This is a genomic window from Mycoplasma marinum (genome assembly GCF_004335975.1).
GTDB classification, from domain to species: domain Bacteria; phylum Bacillota_I; class Bacilli_A; order Mycoplasmatales; family Metamycoplasmataceae; genus Mycoplasma_K; species Mycoplasma_K marinum.
Map to the genome: position 1 here is coordinate 1 of NZ_PSZO01000003.1, position 19326 is coordinate 19326.

Annotated in this window: 14 protein-coding genes; 2 read left to right on the forward strand and 12 right to left on the reverse strand. The window is 25.2% G+C overall.

Annotation, left to right across the window (positions count from 1 at the left end; translation table 4 throughout):
- Nucleotides 1-141 precede the first annotated feature (141 nt).
- Both C4B24_RS00835 and C4B24_RS00840 read right to left on the reverse strand, forming a co-directional pair.
- Nucleotides 142-360: a hypothetical protein gene (locus C4B24_RS00835; RefSeq protein ID WP_131598422.1), complete on the reverse strand. Its 219-nt coding sequence runs from the start codon at nucleotides 358-360 to the stop codon at nucleotides 142-144.
- Nucleotides 361-460: 100 nt separating this feature from the next.
- On the reverse strand, nucleotides 461-1330 hold the full coding sequence (locus tag C4B24_RS00840; RefSeq protein ID WP_317133706.1) for a UTP--glucose-1-phosphate uridylyltransferase: 870 nt from the start codon (nucleotides 1328-1330) through the stop codon (nucleotides 461-463).
- An 84-nt stretch (nucleotides 1331-1414) separates the two neighbouring features.
- Here C4B24_RS00840 and C4B24_RS00845 point away from each other — a divergent pair, with 84 nt between their 5' ends.
- Both C4B24_RS00845 and C4B24_RS00850 read left to right on the forward strand, forming a co-directional pair.
- The gene (locus tag C4B24_RS00845; RefSeq protein WP_131598424.1) at nucleotides 1415-2767 is read left to right on the forward strand and encodes a M17 family metallopeptidase; all 1353 of its coding nucleotides are present in this window, start codon (nucleotides 1415-1417) and stop codon (nucleotides 2765-2767) included.
- Between the two features lie 877 nt (nucleotides 2768-3644).
- Nucleotides 3645-4535: a hypothetical protein gene (locus tag C4B24_RS00850; protein WP_131598426.1), complete on the forward strand. Its 891-nt coding sequence runs from the start codon at nucleotides 3645-3647 to the stop codon at nucleotides 4533-4535.
- Nucleotides 4536-4755: 220 nt separating this feature from the next.
- Here the strand turns inward: C4B24_RS00850 and C4B24_RS00855 are convergent, their stop codons facing one another.
- The 10 genes from C4B24_RS00855 to C4B24_RS00900 form a co-directional block, all read right to left on the reverse strand.
- The gene (locus C4B24_RS00855) at nucleotides 4756-6177 is read right to left on the reverse strand and encodes an ATP synthase beta subunit C-terminal domain-containing protein (protein WP_131598428.1); all 1422 of its coding nucleotides are present in this window, start codon (nucleotides 6175-6177) and stop codon (nucleotides 4756-4758) included.
- Between the two features lie 19 nt (nucleotides 6178-6196).
- On the reverse strand, nucleotides 6197-7741 hold the full coding sequence (locus tag C4B24_RS00860; RefSeq protein ID WP_131598430.1) for a F0F1 ATP synthase subunit alpha: 1545 nt from the start codon (nucleotides 7739-7741) through the stop codon (nucleotides 6197-6199).
- Between the two features lie 94 nt (nucleotides 7742-7835).
- A complete protein-coding gene (locus C4B24_RS00865; protein ID WP_131598432.1) occupies nucleotides 7836-8156 on the reverse strand; it encodes a hypothetical protein in 321 nt (106 codons plus the stop codon).
- Nucleotides 8147-9058 carry a hypothetical protein gene (locus C4B24_RS00870; RefSeq protein WP_131598434.1) on the reverse strand — a complete coding sequence of 304 codons (912 nt, stop codon included), beginning with the start codon at nucleotides 9056-9058 and terminating at the stop codon, nucleotides 8147-8149. Before C4B24_RS00870 ends, C4B24_RS00865 begins: the two co-directional genes overlap by 10 nt.
- 2 nt (nucleotides 9059-9060) lie before the next feature.
- Nucleotides 9061-9633 (reverse strand): hypothetical protein, encoded by a 573-nt coding sequence (locus tag C4B24_RS00875; RefSeq protein WP_131598436.1) that lies wholly within the window; start codon nucleotides 9631-9633, stop codon nucleotides 9061-9063.
- Complete coding sequence (locus C4B24_RS00880) at nucleotides 9626-10459, reverse strand: hypothetical protein (protein WP_131598438.1); 834 nt, start codon at nucleotides 10457-10459, stop codon at nucleotides 9626-9628. Before C4B24_RS00880 ends, C4B24_RS00875 begins: the two co-directional genes overlap by 8 nt.
- A gap of 361 nt (nucleotides 10460-10820) precedes the next feature.
- Nucleotides 10821-11612: a hypothetical protein gene (locus tag C4B24_RS00885; protein WP_131598441.1), complete on the reverse strand. Its 792-nt coding sequence runs from the start codon at nucleotides 11610-11612 to the stop codon at nucleotides 10821-10823.
- 304 nt (nucleotides 11613-11916) lie between these two features.
- On the reverse strand, nucleotides 11917-15552 hold the full coding sequence (locus C4B24_RS00890; RefSeq protein ID WP_131598442.1) for a hypothetical protein: 3636 nt from the start codon (nucleotides 15550-15552) through the stop codon (nucleotides 11917-11919).
- 1 nt (nucleotide 15553) lies between these two features.
- The gene (locus tag C4B24_RS00895) at nucleotides 15554-18526 is read right to left on the reverse strand and encodes a hypothetical protein (protein ID WP_131598444.1); all 2973 of its coding nucleotides are present in this window, start codon (nucleotides 18524-18526) and stop codon (nucleotides 15554-15556) included.
- A gap of 20 nt (nucleotides 18527-18546) precedes the next feature.
- Nucleotides 18547-19326: a hypothetical protein gene (locus tag C4B24_RS00900; protein WP_131598447.1), complete on the reverse strand. Its 780-nt coding sequence runs from the start codon at nucleotides 19324-19326 to the stop codon at nucleotides 18547-18549.

Sequence of the window (19326 nt, forward strand, 5' to 3'; positions counted from 1 at the left end):
TATATTAAAAATTTCCAATAAAAAACTCGAACTCATTTCAAGTCCGAATCTTTAATATACAATTTTTGTATAATTTATTTATAACTGTAAAAGTGTTGCGCTTTAAATTACAATGAAGAAAATACTTCTTTTGAAGTATTTTTATATCTTAGATAATATTCAGCTAATTTCAAGAACTGCTGTTTCAGCCTTGCTTTCTAAATCTTTAAAAATAGGGTGTGATGAGGGTATATTTTTCAAATCAACCTTATCTCCAGGATATAGTTTCTCCTTTTTATCAATAATACCTTTTTGACCATCTTCAGTTTCGTAAACATCATACCCCATATGTTCTTTGATGTGCTTTTTAATTTTTTTCATAATACTACCTCCATATACATTATAAAACTTAATTGCTTATATTTGAAACCTACATTATGATAATTGAATAAAAAAATACATTACTAATGTATTTGATTTATTATTTATTTTTTATAAATTCTTGAATAGAATCTTTAATTTCTTCATTTTCTAGTGAGTAATCAATTGTAGCTTTAACAAATCCCTCAATTGAACCCAAGTCATATCTTTGACCTTCAAATGTAAAAGCATGCATTTCCTCAGTTTCCATCAATTCAGCAAAAGCATCAACGACATTTATTTCATTACCAACACCCGGTTTTAAATCTCTTAATAATTTCATTAACTTAGGTGTAAAAATATATCTACCTAAAATTGCCTTATTAGAAGGTGCCTCACTAGCAGCTGGTTTTTCAACCGCACCACTAATGGCGAATAATTCATTCTCTTTTTCAAGATCATTTCTTGGTGTAACAACACCATATTTATGAATACTATCTTCAGGGATATCTTGAACACCGAGAATTGAACTACCAGTTTTTTCATAAGCATCAATCAATTGTTTAATTGCTGGTGTTTTCGATTTAATTAAATCATCTCCAAGGATAACTGCAAAAGGCTCATCATTTGTATGATCTGCAGCCATAAAGATGGCATGCCCCAATCCTAATTGTTCGTTTTGTATTGCAAACGTAACTTTTATAATTCTCCTTGTTTGTTCCACTTCGTAAAGCATTTCTAATTTCCCTTTTTCTTTTAACATATGTTCTAGTGCAACATTTTCTTGAAAGTACTTCATAATTTCCATTTTTCTTGGAGAAATTACTAAAATAACTTCTTCAATACCCGAAGCTGCAGCCTCCTCAACTAAATAATGAATGATGGGTTTGTTAAGAACTGGAACCAATTCTTTATGCACTACCTTTGTAAGTGGTAGAAATCTTGTTCCTCAGCCAGCGGCTGGAATAATAACTTTTTTTACTTGTTTCATAATGAATAAATTATATAACATTGAACTGTTATTCAAGAATTTATTTTATAATGTTAGTAAATCAAAGAAAGAAAAAGGAGTTATATGATAAGAATTAACGAGAATAATAAAGAATTATTTACACTAAAAGGTGTTTTTGATTCAAAAGAGATGCCAGAAGTTTTAATTAAGGAAGCAAACTATATAACAGAGTTTGTTGAAAAAAAATATTCAATGATTTATCTAGGAAAAAAAGATAAATTTACAATAAAATCTTTAAGAAAAGCAATTAAAAGTATTGTAAATTCAAATAAGAGAGGACTAAATATTGACTTAAATACTTTTACAACAGAAAAAATTACAATCCAGGAAATTACTAAATTCTTTATTGAGGATTGCTATTATGAAACAGCAAATATTTATAATGCTAAAACAGGAGATAATATCCCAAAAGAAACAAAAGATATTAATCTTATAAATGCTTCTGAATCTAAAATTTCAGATTCAGAAGCAACAGCTAAAGCAATGACGTGAGTTAGAGATTTACAAAAACAACCAGCAAATATACTACACTCAGTTAAATTAGCTGAAATTGTAAAAGAAGAATTTGAACTAAAACATAAAAATATTGATGTTAAGGTTATTGAAAAGCCTGAACTTAAGAAAATGGGGATGAATCTATTACTAGCAGTAAATGCCGGCTCAAAATATGACGCAAGAATTGTTGTCTTAGAGTATAAAGGGAATCCAAATTCAGAAGAAAAAACCGTAATGGTTGGTAAAGGTATTACTTTTGATGCTGGTGGTTATGATATTAAAATAAATGGTGGATTAATTGATATGAAGTACGATATGTCTGGTGCAGCAATAGTTGCAGGAGCAATGAAAGTTATTTCAGAATTAAAACCAAATGCAAATATTTCAGCAATAATGTGTATAACAGATAATAAAATTTCAGTTAACGCTATAACTCCTGATTCAGTTATTAAATCTTATAATGGAAAGACAGTAGAGATTACCGATACTGATGCAGAAGGTAGATTAGTTCTTGCTGATGGACTTACTTACGCAGTTAAAGATTTAAAAGCAACTAAACTAATTGATGTTGCAACACTTACAGGTACTGTTTTGTATCAGTTAGGTCATTCATATACCGGAGTGTGGGCGACTAATGATAAACTATTCAAAGAAATTAATAGGGAATCCAAAAAACATGATGAGGCTCTTTGAAGGTTACCCTTTAATGAAGATTACTCAATTGGTATAAAATCATCTGAAGTTGCAGATCTTATGAACTACTCAAAAAAATGCAAAGTCGATTCTTCACAAGCAGCAATGTTTTTAAAGGAATTCACAAATAAAGTTCCATACATACACTTAGATATTGCAGGAACTGCTGATGTTGACGGAAAACCTACTTCAATACTTTTAAAAACACTTTCACATTTAGAAAAATAATAAAGATACTACTATATATACAATAAATTTTAATAAACTAAAATAAATAAATTTCACACTTCCTTAAGGGGGTGTGGTTTTAATATAAAAATCAAAAACAAAAAAGAATGAATAAAATTATCGCGGTATGTAAAATGACCTTCAAGATACTGAAAGAGTGTTGCAAAAAGAAAGAACAAATTCAAAAAAATAAATGTATATTATGTAGATCCTATCAAAGAGAAATAATAGCTAAAATGAAAACGATCATTTTTACCAATCTATTGTAATAAGTAACAAGACATTTAATTAAATCCCATTTTTTTAAATGCGATAGTATTAAATTGGTTTTTAATGCACCAAATAATTTAAAGATAATCCCATTCCTTAATAGCAACGATATCTCTTTATATTCAATATATTCGGTTAAAAATAGTTGAAAAGTGTAGATAATAAAACTTGTATTAGAGGAGTTAACAATTCTCTGAATAATAGGAAAATGTAATATTTCTTTGACCATTTAACGGAATAATACTTGAATCATATGGATACTCACAAATTATAATTTGAAGAAAAAGAAAATTTATTCAACTATAAATTGATTAATATAAACCACAACTTTTATAAAAAATTATTAATAACTTTATTAATAAATAAAAATAAAGAAAATAATATCAAGACTCGAATTAACCGTCTAATTATTAATAATTAGACAGTCTTATAAAGTATTTTTGATGCCAAGAATTTTCTTTGTTAAAAGACCTAAATAAGTTAAATTATAAAATATTTAAAGGCTCAATTCAATATTAAATCATGCCTTTGTTCTAAACACAAAACAATTAAATAATCCAGCATCAATGCTGTACGTTTGATTAAGCAAGTAATATATAATTAAAGTATGAAAAAAATAATAATCAAATCATTTGGAGTTTTAGTAAGTGTTGTATTACCATTGGTTGCGATAACATCTTGTGGAGATACTACAAAAGATAGCACTAATCATAATCAAACAACTCCAAAAGAGATTCCTAAAAAACAAGCACCAAAAGAGAATCCTAAAAAACCAATCAAAGTTCCTGAAGTTAAAAAAACTTGGGTTTATCCAAAAATAACTGATCAAGGTTCTAGAGAAATTGTTAACAAATGAATTAATCCTTTTATAGCATCAGAAGCTAAGAAATATATCGATAACAAAACATCTGTTTTTGGACCTAAGAATTCATTTGATGTTGAATTGAAAGATAATCTTAAGAAACAAGTTTTACAGGAGTATGAAAACAAAAAAACTTGAGATAAGTGATTTAAGCAATTTAAAGACCTGTTCTTTTGGGATAAAGATCACCAAAGTACAGCGAATAAAGTTGCAAAATTAGATAAAGAAAATAAAGAATTTCATAAAGAGTGAACATACTTTACCGGTGGTTGAGGTAATGGTAGTGAAATAACGATTAATCATTTTGGGTCGTTTGGAACTTCTATAAAGGATAATACTTTAGATTTTGTTAGTGGTATTGGTATGGGTGATACACATCATTTATGAGAAGCTAGCAATATGCAAACAATCAAAGATACAACAATTAGTGGTGGGACTTTTGATATTTATGAAAGTCTAGCATTTGATGCATTTAAAGCAAAAAAAGAATTTAGCAAATTTTGTAATAAATGAAATTTATCTTTAGACCAATATTGAGGAAAAAAACAATATTGAAATGGTGCGAGCATTGATTACAAGAAGGATGCTTTAGTTAATTGAACTGATTTATACGATTATTATATGTTACATAAATAAAATAATAAGGAATACATGGGCTTTATAGTAAATGCTCTTGGTTCTGTGTTTAGAACATTGTTAGATCCAATTCTTAAAATGTTTTGGAGTTTGACTTATGAAATTTTAATTAGAGGGCCTCTACAATTCTTACAAAGTATTAAATATGTACTTCGTTATAAAAAATACAACATTTTTACCCCAAAAGGTAATTGTTGTATTTTGCTATAAAATAAAAAATCTAATTAGATACATTCTTAAAATCATTTAAAACTTCTTCTAAAGAATTTTTATATAGAAATAATTGTGAAGGAACATGATCTAATTCACCATTTAAAATTCTTTCAAATTCCAAAATAGTTTTTTCAAGATCTATTTTTGCACCTGATTTACCTGTGAATTTCTCAACAACATGAAAATTCTGAGTAAGGTAATAATTAAGTTTTTCTCCTCTATTAAAAATTTCTTTTTCATTTAAATTTAATGCTTGAAAACCAATAACTTCAACAGTTCTTTTTAATGTTTCATATTGTGAAATCATCTTTTTAGTTTTGGTAGCTACTTCAAAGTGTTTTTCGGAAACAAAATCTTTATTCAAGTAAATAGTTGATGATGTAACCGGATCAATTGCTGGATATAAAGATTCAGATGCACGTTTAACAGAAAGGAAAAGTTTAGTAGCAAGATGTTGGTAAACAGCTATGATTGATGGATCAGTTTCATCATCAGCTGGTATATAGATACATTGAAAACTGGAGATAACACCATTTTTATTAGAATATATACGTTCTTGTATGTCAGCAATATCTTTTGTTAGTGTTGGTTGATATCCTCTCTGTGATGTCTTATTTTTTAAAAGGGATGATATCTCATTTGCAGCTTGAATATAACGGAAGGTATTATCCATAAAAATAACTACATCATTTTTTAAATCATCTCTTATATATTCAGAAGTTGCAAGTGCAACATGAGGCATTAAGTATCTTGCGCCTGGAAGTTCATTCATTTGCGCCATAAAGACAACCATTCTATCAATTAATTCTTTATTTTCCAGCTCTTCAATAAGTTCAATACCTTCTCTAGTTCTTTCCCCAATACCCACAAATAATGCTTTCGTTTCTTTTTTATTTGAATCATCTTTTTTAATTAATATCTTCTTTGTTACATTATTTATCAATTCTTGGATAAGTACTGATTTACCTACACCGGCCGAACCAAAAATACCTGTACTACTTCCTTCGTGTATTGGAAATAATAAATCTATCATTCTAATACCAGTGAATATAGTCTTGTTTTTCATTTCAAAATCTTCATATGAACCAGACTTACTAAAAACTTCGATATTATCTTTTGATTTTACTTCTTTCTTATCGTCAATTGGTTCATATAAAACATTGAAAACCCTTCCAAATATTTCCTTTGTTAAGGGAACTGAAATTTTTTCACCTATAACGACTTTATCCTTTAATTTTAAACTTAATTGTAATTTAATTGCAATTGCGGAAATATTACCATCTCCCAAATGATCAGCAACAAGAAAAACATTTTCCTTTTCACCGACAATAGTTCTTAAAAAAGTATTTTTATCAGGAACTTTGTTTTTAAAATTTACAAAAATTACTTGTTTGTTGATTGAATATATTTCACCTGTTTTTTTAATCATGCCTTGCTCCTTTTATTGTTTATTTTAAGAAATTAAACCCTTGATATGCCTCAATAATTTCATTATATTTATTTTCATTATTTTTATGTTTGTTTCTTAATCACAATGAAATTAATGTTTTGATTTCAATTGAAATTATTTTTTTAAAGCCATCAAGATTATTTGAATCATTCACATCCAAACTTTCAAACGCTTTTATAAAACGATCGTCAGTCTTGACTTTATTAAATAAATATACTACCAGTTCTTGTAAATTATTCTTGTCATAAATTGTTTTAAATACACCTTCATTAATTAATAATATTAATAAGAAAACGTCTTTAGCGTTATATAAAACATCTTTTCCCTGTTGTAATATTGAAGATAATATAAACCCTTTGTATGCACTAGACTGTTGTAATTCTGTTTGTGATTCAGCAAAAATAAATTTTTCTTCCAATGTATAGTAATTAGCTAATAAAAATTGTAAATTATTTTGTGATTTTCTCACAATCTCAAATTGTGCAGATCTACCCACACGAGAGACTGATTTTCCATAATTAATAGCAGGGAATATATTTAGATTAAATTTTTCTTTACTTGTAACAATTTGTCCATCAGTTATAGAAATTATATTGGTTGGTATATATGAAGAAGTATCTTCTTCAATAGTTTCACAAATACATATTGAAGAAATTGATGTTCCATCCTTGAATTTTCCAGATCTTTCCAAAAGTCTTGAATGTGCATAAAATATATCCCCAGGGAAAGATTCCCTACCAGGAGTAATTCCCATTTGTATACATAAAGACCTATATGCATCTGCTTGTTTGATTAAGTCATCATAAATAATAAATGCATCTTTTTTGCTATTAACTCTATAATATTCAGCAATTGCAGTTGCTAAATAAGGTGAATAATATTGTGCAATTTCACTATCTTCAATAAATGTTGCAACGATAATTGTTTTTTTTGTTAAGTTATTTTTATTTAAAAAATCAATTACCCTGTATACTTCTCCCTTAGTTTTACCAATGGCATTGTAAATAAAAATAGCTTTTGGATCTGAGTAATTTTGTTTAATGAAACTTAAGGCTATTGTAGTTTTACCGGTATTTTTATCACCAATAACAAGTTCTCTTTGCCCCTTTCCGAAAGGTATGAAAACATCAATACCAAACATACCAGACATAAATGCTTCATTTATATTGTCTCTTTTTGTCATTTTTACATCATTAACATCTACAGGAAAGCCCTTTTTACCCTTTGTAAAAGTGCCTTTTGAATCATACTTTATTGGAGTTATCGGTTCCCCTAAATAATTAACTACCATACCCAGCAATGAATTTGAGGGATAAATTTTAAATTGCTCGCCAGTTTTTTTAGCAGTCATTCCAACTGATATATCAAATTCACCCGTTGATGACAACATACCAACAATAGCGAAATTATTTTCAGCAAGTAAAATGATACCTTTTGCTCCTGATTGGAAGATTACGACTTCATCTTGGATAAAATCTATTATCTTTTTTTCTTTGTCTTGAATAATTACAATATCTTTTTTTATTTTTGTTATTTTGATCATTTTTCAATCCTTTTTTTATTTTTGTTATATCCCTTTATTAAATTTGCATCTATATATTTTGAAATATTAAAATATTCGCTTTTATAATTACTAATTAAATAATCCGACTTTGATAAAAACTATTTTTCTTAAAATTAATTATTTTATTTTCAAAATCTTTTAATTCAATCATTTGTCCATCAGAATAAATCACTCAATCACCATCCAAATTTTTATATAGAAATAACGATATTATGAAGTGTTTTTTTATTAAGTTATTATTATCCTTAAAATATAAAATTACATTTTCTAAGTTAAGCATTTTAAATTCTTCGATTTTCTTAAAATCAAATTTATCTGATGCTAAACCAACAAAACTAGACTTAGAGATTATTTTCGGTTCACTTACAAGTGTAGATTTTAAAATTATTCTCATATTTTGCCGTCCTCATTATTGATTATTGCTTTTTCTTCTGCTTCCAATTGATACTTCATATTCCTTAATTTTATTTTGTTTTTGAATAAAATCAATTCTTGTTTCTTCTCTTTTTCTTCTATTTTCAATAAATCTTTAAGAAGAAAGTTTTTCAATGTATCAATGAATATATTTTGAATTTTATACACAAGTATCCTTAAAAAGAAATCAAATTCACTCATTAAACCAATTTTATTATTAGACTTTTCGTTATCTAAAAATATTTTATTATTAGCTTTTTTAAAGTCATTTTTTTCCATCTCAACTTGTAAACTTTTATTAATTATTAAAAATGCTTTTTCTTGACCTATAAACATAGAATTTACAAAGAACATATTGTCTTTAAGGAAATTAATTTTTTTCAAACCTTCTTTACATAAAACTATAGAAAGGTTAAAACTGTTGTTAATCATATAAAATATAATCGATCTTTCGTCAGCGAAATCTGTAGTATTTTCAAATCTTAAAAAAGAATATTTTATTTTTCTACTTTTAAGAAATTGAATAATGCTTTTATATTCAACATCATTATTTTCAGTTGTTGTATTGAAACTAATGATGTTTACAAAATCTTTTTTCTTTACTTTGTCCTCTAATTGTTTTATCAGTGAATTAGGAAATATCACCTTACCTCCTGAAAAAACTGGCAAAATAAAGTACATATCACCTTTATTTCTATTTTTTTGTATTCTTGGAAAATTATTACCTAAAATAGTTTCTATTGAATTTATCATCATCTTATTATTGGAAATAGACAAATTAATATTCTCAATTTCCTTGATTTTTAAGAGTTTTTGTTTAGCGGTATATTCAATCGCAATTTGATTTTTCAATATTGATTCTTCTATATCTTTTTTGTTCATGATTATTCCTTACTGAGAGATTTTTTATTTATTTTTGTATTTTTACTTTCCTTATTAAATAATTTTAAATTTTGGGTTAGCTCATTATTGGTTTCAGAGTACTTGGAAATTTTACTATTCTTAAATTTAATCATTTCCATTATTTTTTCTAAACCACTATCTAAATTCAAAATTTCAATAGTTAACTCACCGTTAGTAAAATCGCTAGGAATAATTAAGAAATAATCAAAAAATATAACATTTTGTTTATTACAAAGAATTTTGTAAATTGATTTTTCAAAATTATTTCATTTTTCGTTAAATATAATCTTTTTTTTCTTGTCCTTTAATAAAAAATGCTTTTTATTAATTAAAATTGTTTTATCCAGAAATGTGATTTGAGACTCCTCTATGAATTTTTTTCTTACATCAAATATTAATTTATTGTGTTCTTCCATAGCTGCTTGCATATCTTTTTTACTATATAAAAGATTATCAAATAATGATGAAGTAAAAGCTATTTCTGAAGAAAATATATTCTGACTCTTTAAAATAAGCTTGACTCTTTCTAATTCTTTCTTTATTTTTTTATTCATTATTTTTTACCTTTCTTTTAACAAAGTTATTAATGTTGTTACTTGATTTTAATAATATAATTATATTAAATATAATATTTATTCCCAAACAAAATGAAAATATTAAGATTGAGAACATATCAACCGATAAGAAGTTAGAGGCAAAAATATTAAAGTTTTTTGATGAAATAACATATGTAATAACAAATTGAGAAGTAGCCATTATAGAGAGTGAAATTAAGAAGACTATATAAGACATAGTATTGAATCCGCTATTAGATGCAAATATAATATTTACAATAATAAAAATTAGAATTAGAATTACCACAAAGAATAAATCAGAACTTCTATCAACAAATTTGTTGTGATTTAAGAACAAAGTAGAAATACCCAATGTGATTAGCATTATAATTCCACTAGTAATTTCAAAAATACTTGAGTTGATTTTATTCATTTTAACTAGTATGCCCAATAGCAACATTAATAAGCCACCTGTAATAACAACTCATAATTCAAGTCAATTAATCTTTATATAACCCAAAATATTAATCGCTGTTATATATTGCAAACCAATATTTATTATGAAAAATATTGATATTCAAACATTTGGATTTATTTTTTTATGACTATAAATTGAATTTTTTATTTCTTCCAATCCAAAATTAGATATTTTATTAATGAAACTACTATTTAAAAATGATGAAATCAATAATAAAATGATAATAATAGCTGAAAAATAAATATATCCATGTTCAAATTTAGAAATAAGAAAACTTGTATAAGGCAGAAATATCAGCGGAATGATAAATAACAAACTCCTTAATTTAACACCGCTAACAAAAATCATGAATAAACAGTATATTATTATGCACAAACTCCAAATTATATTATCAACAATCAAAAATATATTTGGTTTCACAAAATAAAGCAATATAAAAGTTGTTGATCACAAAATTAAGAAAAATAGATTCAATGTCAACCTATATGAATACTTACCCATTCCAAAAACATTCAAAATAATCACAGTTATAATAACTTGGAATATTAATGTTGCTGAAATTGTCAATGAATAATGCTCAAATTTTGTAATAGAAATTGATTTATATCCAAAAAATGAATAAGTTGTAAAAATGACCAACATAATTAAAAACGTAATAGTATTAAAGGCTATATTTTTTACAAATAAATTGCTACTTCTACTCTTCATTTTACACACCTCCTTTAAATATAGATAATGTAATTATTGAAATAATTTTAAAAACATCCATAGTGTCCTCATATTTAATAATATAAGTGTTTTGACCAATTAATTGTCAATCAATATTATTGTTTTTAGAAATTATGCCAATTTGATCTTTGTTGCTAAATTTAACTAATAACTCTTTATTATTTTTAACTTTAAATTCTGTTTTATTGTGAATGTCATATAGAGTATTATTTAAACTTTTAAATATTGGTAAATTATTTTTACTGAAAAAGTTTAAAACTAGTCATAAACCACCTCTTTTTTTGAATGTGAAATAAACAGGCAAGAAATAAGCTGATTTAAAACTTAAAAGCATAAAAATTATCGTTGTAAGTGATCACAATGCAGTTAGAACAAGAATTGGATACAAGTGCTCATTACCTTCACTTGGCAAGGTGTTAATAAAGATTAAAATGATAATTGATGATGCATATAAAAATACATTAATGATTAGACAAGGTAAAGATAGATTGATATTTTCAACTTTGCAAACTTTTTTATAAACATCTTTTTTTAGCACTTTACCCTTTAAAAATAAAATATTGTTAGTAATTTCAATTTTGCTGTAGTTTAACTTTAATTTGTAGAATTCATTACCATCATATTTTTCACTAAAATCATGTTCTGCTTTGTTTTTATTTTTGCTTAAATCAATAAGTCCGAAGTAACAAGAATAAATAATTATTGTAATAGAAATACAAACACTTAATTGCGGAGAATAATTATAGTTATATTGTCTATTATTTTTAATCAAATCATAAATTATGATAAACGCCAGAAATAACATTGGGATCGATATTAATTTTAAAAATAAATATAAAATATTTGCACCCTTATTCTTGAAGGCTCTAGTTAAAATTATCAAAGAAATTAAAATAATTATAATTGACAATGCGATTAATATATACGAAATATAGTTTTGAGGTACTAGAAAGTAGTTATCATAATGAATATTTTTAAATATTAAAAATATTTCACAAATTAATACCCAAATCATAATTAATATACCAATAAAAGAGTTATATGCTTTTCTATTTATGGATATTTTATTAAAATAATTAAACATGTTTCCTCCTTGATAATTTAATGCTAATGGCAACAATCATTATTAAAAATAAAATACATGAAGCAAATCCAATAATTGTATAAGAAACATATCTATTTTTAGCTTGTAATTGGTTTTGGTTGAAAGTTATTGCATCGTTTCAAGAATTTAGTGTTTGCAGTGAAAAATGTAGGTTACTTATATAATCATCCGCTGCTACATTAGATACTTTTTGATATAAAGTGCCGCTTTTACCAATATAATTAACATCTTTTAAAATAGATAAATCTTTTGAAAAAATAACATTATCTCTAGTTGATATTTCAATATTTACAAAAATATTATTTTTAGTTTGAACCTTAACAACCTTAGTTTTTTTATTATCAAAAATATCTAAAATTGAAACCCCATTAAAATCACCTAATTTAGAACCAGATAAAATAGCACTATTGGCATTAGAATACTCTTTTGGTGGTATTAAAACATATGAGTTGTAGAATTTAGTAATTCCACCAACAAATGTTGTATATTGGATTTCATCATAAATATCATTCGGAATATAATAATTACCATCCTTAAATATAAAATTATATATTTTTGAATTAAACATAAAAGAAGTTGAATTATCGATATTTTTAGAAGTTAACTTTTTGAATTGGTCAACTTGAATGGGGTTTTTAGAAGTTCAAATATTATCCAAAATCTTAACAGAAGTTAAATAATTATTCTGGATAATATCTTTTGTTAGATTCTCATTAGTAAAATATGTACCATTATTTGAAACATATTTTATTTTTTTAGCATCATCGGAACTTAGTTTTCAATATCATTTACCTTTAATTAATATTGACGGTATTTTTCTAATTACTCCATCATCATTAACTAATAAAAACCTAGATTCTCATGGTCTATTAATTTCTAAGAATTTATTTTTTTCCAAAATAAATGAAGTGGGATGCACTGAAAATGTTTTTGCTTTATTTAAAACATATTCTCACTTTGTATAGTATTTAATACCATTATCCACAGTGACATACTTAATATTGCTCAAATCATAATTTCAAATAGTTTCACCATTCTTTAATGCGATTCCATATTCTACATCATCAACAATAATTTTTAGATTTTTATGTTTTATGAAATCATTATGAGTTGGTGGAACTGGTAAATAATAATTTGTATCAGTTGGAGTTATCTCAGAAATTTTACTCACCTCAGAAACAAATGCAAAATCTTTTGGAGGTATATTATTTATTGAAGTATAGTATTTACCCAATGAATAATATTTTATATCCGATTCCTTAAGATTTCCTTCGAAATTTCAATGTGGTTTTCCTTTATATATGAAAAAACCACCATAATTTTTTGAATCAACACTGACAAATTTATCGCCAATTAATTTACCTTCATTATTTATAACTGGTTGTTGGATAGAAGGTAATGTTGTTTTCTTTAATTCATTATAATCCGACTTATCAACGTGCGAATTATCAAATTCACTTACTTTATTAGTTTGAATTTGACTTAAATTCATTTTCTGCATAACATTTTTAAATGAAGTGAACAAATGATAAATTCCATTTTTAATATAATAATACTTAGATTGGTAGTATTTTGGATTATCAATAATATATTTTGATTTGAATATTATTACATTTGAAGGGTCCCCATCAATGAATATTTTTGGAGCTATTTTGTTATTAATGGAAAATTGTGTATTTATTTTTGGGAAAGATCCCATAATTTTAGGGGTATAAGCAATTTGGTCTAAGGTGATTAAATCATCATTAGAAATTGAGTTATCACTTTGATACTTATGCGTTATATATTTATTTTTATCCTTGTAATACGCAAAAATATCTTTTGGACTAATGCCTGCTGTAAAATAATCTCAATATAATTTACCTTCCAAATAAAATGATTTAATAAATTTGTTATCAACATGCAACATTGTAAAATCATTGAGAATTTGATCATAACGTGGAGAGATAATCTTCTTGAAAACCTGACTAAAATTTGGGGATAATATTACTTTATTATTACTTTTATCAATCTGACCATATAAAAATTTAGTTGGAAATTTTGATAATGTGTAATTTTTAGCATCAACAATTACAGATACATTCTTTTTCATGGTACTTTTCTTTTTATAAAAATCCATTCATAATTTTGAATGCGCTATTTTATCAAGCAATTTTAAATTGCTTGATGTGTAATAACTTGCAATATCAATACTTTGCAAAGAATCCAAATTAGAAATATATTGTCCGTCATTTGGATCTCCTGTTAATATTATATGTCCTTTAAAACTCAAGGAGGTGTCACCATATACTTTTATAGTCTTTAAGCTGGATAAATCACCAATTCATGATAGATAAAATATATTTGAATAATAGTTATAGTCATTTCTGTCAAATGTTGTTGAACCAAAATTAAGTTTGCTTGTATTTGATAGGAAGCTAATTATGACAAGATTGGAAATAGAGTTTCTTTGTCCCTCTCATTGATCACCAAATAAATTAATACTTATAGTGGGATTTATTCTATTCCTAAAAGATGCGATTAAGTCTTGGAATTTTGAAACGGTCAACCCTTTAATAGAAGATGGTGGACTAATCTTGCTCAAATCAAATAGAGTTATAAAAGATTGTTCAATACCCAAATCATTAGTCTCTTTTAAAAAACTTAATGCTTGATTGAGATTTACCTTCTCGTCATTTGTGATTTGAAATTCTTTTGTATTTGCAATGCTTTGTTTATTTGTTAGTATAAAATTAGTTTTTTGGAAGCCGCCGTGAACATCAGGAATAAAATCTTTGAATTGTTCATTATCATCATTTACTCATCATTCTAAATTTCAATTGGATAATGGATACTTTAGTTGGATAGAATTTAAATTCGGAACATACAGAAAGCTATTATCTTTATTTGAATTTGATGAAAAATAATCTCAAATTATTTTTCCTGCACCTATTTCTAAATTGAAATTACTTTTTGACTTTTGAACTATTTTATTGGAAAGTTGTTTCGTTCTAAAAATTTTTTTATAATCGTCAGAAATTAACTTAACTTGACCAATGTATCTAATACTATCTTTAACTTTTTGAGAAATTTTTATGTCTTTGATAAGTGAGGGTTTGTCTAAAACAATTTCCAAACCAATATTCTTGTTGGAAAAATTGTTTTTAATAATTAATGAATGATCTTTATTTTCATCAAAATTATTATCAGAAATACCGTAATTATTAGTTTGTGAAGATTCTATTTTATCATTCTCATTATAAGGATTGTCATAATTTATACTTTTTAATTTATATGGGACATTTTTATTTGAGGCATCAATAATTTGTAATTCTTTAATAATAAGTTCTTTACTGTCTAAATTGGAAAAACCTGTAACTGATACTCTTGAAATTTTCCCCAGTGAAACTAAGGAATCAATTGTATTTATAGAAGAATCATCCTTGTATAATTTTTCCATATCAGATTCTGTAATTGAATTAGTGCTGGAATAGTGGTTAACTCCATTCTTTAAATAATGAGAGGATAAATTAATTTGTTGCTGTTTTGTAGCATTAGAAGATATGCAAAAAAACATTGCTAATATTGTTATTATTACTCCAAAAAATGTGTAAAATATTTTTTTCATATTACCCTCTTTTCTTTTTAATTAAAATATAGATACTAGCTAAAGCTAAAATAGAAATAAGACCTATAAATATAAAAGCAAATATTTTGATAGGTAAATTATTATCTAATATTAAATCCTTTTTCTCTTCTCTTTTTTTGGCACCTAAATTGCTTATGTCTGCCTTCACATCAGACCATTCTTTATTTTCATCGAAATTTACTTTAGGTATGGTTGTGTAGTATTCAACTTCATTATTTATGTTTTTGCTCATAAATTTTATTCTTTTTACCAAATCATCATTAGAAATACTTCAAACTAATCCACTATTTGAATCTTTATCGTTTATTGCATTGAAAATTATTTTCTTTAATCCATCATGTATTTTCAATTTTTGGTTTATTGAAGTTGGCGGATTAATTTTCTTAATATCAGGTTTAAATAAAGTCTCAGTATAGCTTTGTATCTCCCTTAAGTTAAGCGGAAAATTATTAGAGAAATATTTTGCATTTTTGATTGAAGTATAAAATTGATTTGTTTCCGTTTTTCCTTTAATACTTGTTGTAATAAATTGGTAATGAATTTTAGAAATATCCATTAAAACACCATTTTTGGATAATCAATGTATATTAGAGTCATTAATTTTCCTGAAATACTTAACATTATCAACAACTATATACTCGTTTGACATTATTAAATCAAAATTACCCTTATTGAAGAATGGTTTTAACAAAGATGATTTCTCTAAATTTGATATTTGTATGTTCTTCTCTTTAATAACGGTTGATAATCCAGTAGGTAGAACATTATATTTTTTCATTATTTCATCAATTGACATCGCATAATAATTGCCGTCTGCATCAACAAATTTAATATCTTCAATAGAAATATTTTTATCTCTAAAATCTCATATTAACTTACCATTATTTAGACCAACATTTATAACAAATGATTGATTATTACTCATTATACTAATTGTATAATGAGAAGCATCCACAATTGATGGATGTATAATTTTTTTGATTCTTGGTAAAAAAGATCTGTGCGATATATATATTTTTGATTTGTCCTTAAGGTTCGAAGGTATTAATTCTCAGTTAGTGTAATATTTTTTAACGCCATTTTCGCTAATTATATATTTAATTTTCGAAATTGGAAATTGGAAGTAAAATTTATTCTCTCTTAAAAATAAACCAATATTTTTCCCATCAATATTCACAAAGGGGTGTTGAATCATTTTTTTTATGTAATCACTGGAATTAATATTTTTGCTAATAAAATCAATCACATCTTTATGTTTAACGATGTTATATAGCCTATTTTTGATATCTTTGTCGATATTTAAATTTTGTGTCATAGGTACTTCGGGAAGTTCGATGAAATCTTTAATATCTAATCCGGATTTCTTTAATAAATTAAGGCTAGAAAATATTACACCATCTTTTTGTGAATAATATTTAAATTTATCAATACTATTTGGCATTATTTCTTTATATACACTTAAGGGGAACATATATTTAGATATATTATTATTAAAATAAGGTTTTAGTTCTATTGCATTATTATAAAATACCTTTTGATTTGGATTTGAAGCAAAGGAATTATTATTGATCAGTAATTTGTGTCAATTTTTTAATGAAGAAATATTTCTATAATAAGAAATATTGTATTTTTCAAAATCTTCCTTTGTTAATAACTTGGAATTTGTCCAAAAGTGTTTCAAATCACTACTAGCAAATTTTATCTCTTTTGGATCAATATCTCAATATAGCATATTATTTTGTAAAAATCTTGATTTTGATAAACCATCTAGGTAAATAACATCCCCTAAAAGTTTAAAACTTTCTTCAGAATTCATCTTAGAAATATCAGTTTCAAGATTAATCGATTTATTAAATAATAAATTAGCTTGTTGCTTCGTTTTAATGTATAAATCAGGAATAATTGTTTTAGATACCCTTACATTGTTTGGCTTAAGTATTGTATAATAACCACCATTTACAGGATTGCAGTATTTAACTTTTGATAAGATATTTAGCGGAACATCTCACATGAAAGAATTCTCGTATAAAACTTTAGGGTATTTAATATCATCTATTGAAATATACTTTTGATCATTGTTTTTCAAATTCAAAAAATGAATTTGTGAGCCAATCTTTTTAGTTAAAATAATGCCGCCATTTTGCTCTATTTTAACATCCGTATTAATTAATTTACCTTGAGAAATATTATTTCTTGATAATTTTAATTCAAACCCTTTTGGCTTATTTGCATATCAAAATTGATCTTCATTAAATCCATTAAACATTGATTTTATAACTCCATCAAAATAGAGAACTTTTGATAAATCTATATTTATAAGCTTTCTTGAAGTAAAAATATTTTCACTCATTGAAATTGGTTTTGATAATGAATTTTTTGGATAATTAATAATTTTTATATATTCTAAATCTGACAAATTATTTATTCATGTAAAATCATTTTTATCCATAATTTGTAGAGAATCATTTGAATTTGTTGAATTATCTTTTATTGTTAAGCTTTGCAAGTTTTTTAAAATGCTCATAAAATCTAAATCCATTAAATTAATACCATCAAAATTACTTGATGAAAGATTCAATGAGTTTTTTAAACCAACAAGATTTTTATTCACATATTCTTTATTTTTATATTTTAATTTAATAAGTAAATCTTTTTTATCGCCCTCATTTAATTTTAGGGCATCATTTTCATTTAAAACTGAATTATCGCCAATTGCTTTGTATATGCTATATAGAGCATGACCACCATTTTTCCTTGTTTTTTCCATAAAAGTTTTAAATGAAGATGCATATGAGGAAGAAGAAATATTTTTGCTAGATAAAGAACGCATTTCACTATTAAAAGTTGTTATTTTATCCTTGCTACTATTTCCAATACTATAGAAATACCCAAAAATAAAGAAGGGAACACATAGTAAAAATAGTGTTGATATGTATTTTAATATTTTTTTCATAATAATCCCCTTCCTTAATTTTATTTACCTCTTATTTTTTTTGCTAAGATTCACGATAATAATGCAACTACAAATACAGCTATAAATGAGATTATTGCATAGTAAACAATTGATATATCTTTACTTTCCAAATCTTTAACTGTTATATTTTTTAATAGTTGTTTTGATCCATCTTCAAAGAAGAAATGTGAATCTGGTTTAAATGTTATTTGAATTTTATCTCCGTTGGAAATATTCAATGATGTTTTCATATCATTAATTATTTCCGTATTTGCTAAACGACCATTTACAGTAATGAAGACTTTGATGTGGTTTTTATTAATATAATTTCATTCATCTTCAGGGATTGATAATGTTGCATTACTATTAAAACCTAATAATTCAAATTTTCTCTCCACAATACTTTCAATAACTGAATCTTTAATTATTTGCTCGCTATTAAATACTTTAACAGAAGCCATATCAGAATCCTTAACGATGATAGCTTTATTAAATAAACTACTTAATTTAATGCTTATTTTTGATCCCGGTAAAATATTTTGCAATAAAACAGGAGAAAAATCAGAACCATTTACAGAGAAGTTAAATTTTATATATTTTCTTAATAATTTCATATCTTGATTTTCCACAAAAGTAAAATTACCAGTTGAATTTTGTTTGAAATTATTAATATTAATCATATCCTTGGCATCAATAATTTTATTCAAAATATTGTATTCAGGTGACTTGATCACCTTAATGTTATTATCAACATCAAAATAATTTGAATTTATCGATGTTATAATAATCTGAATCTTCAT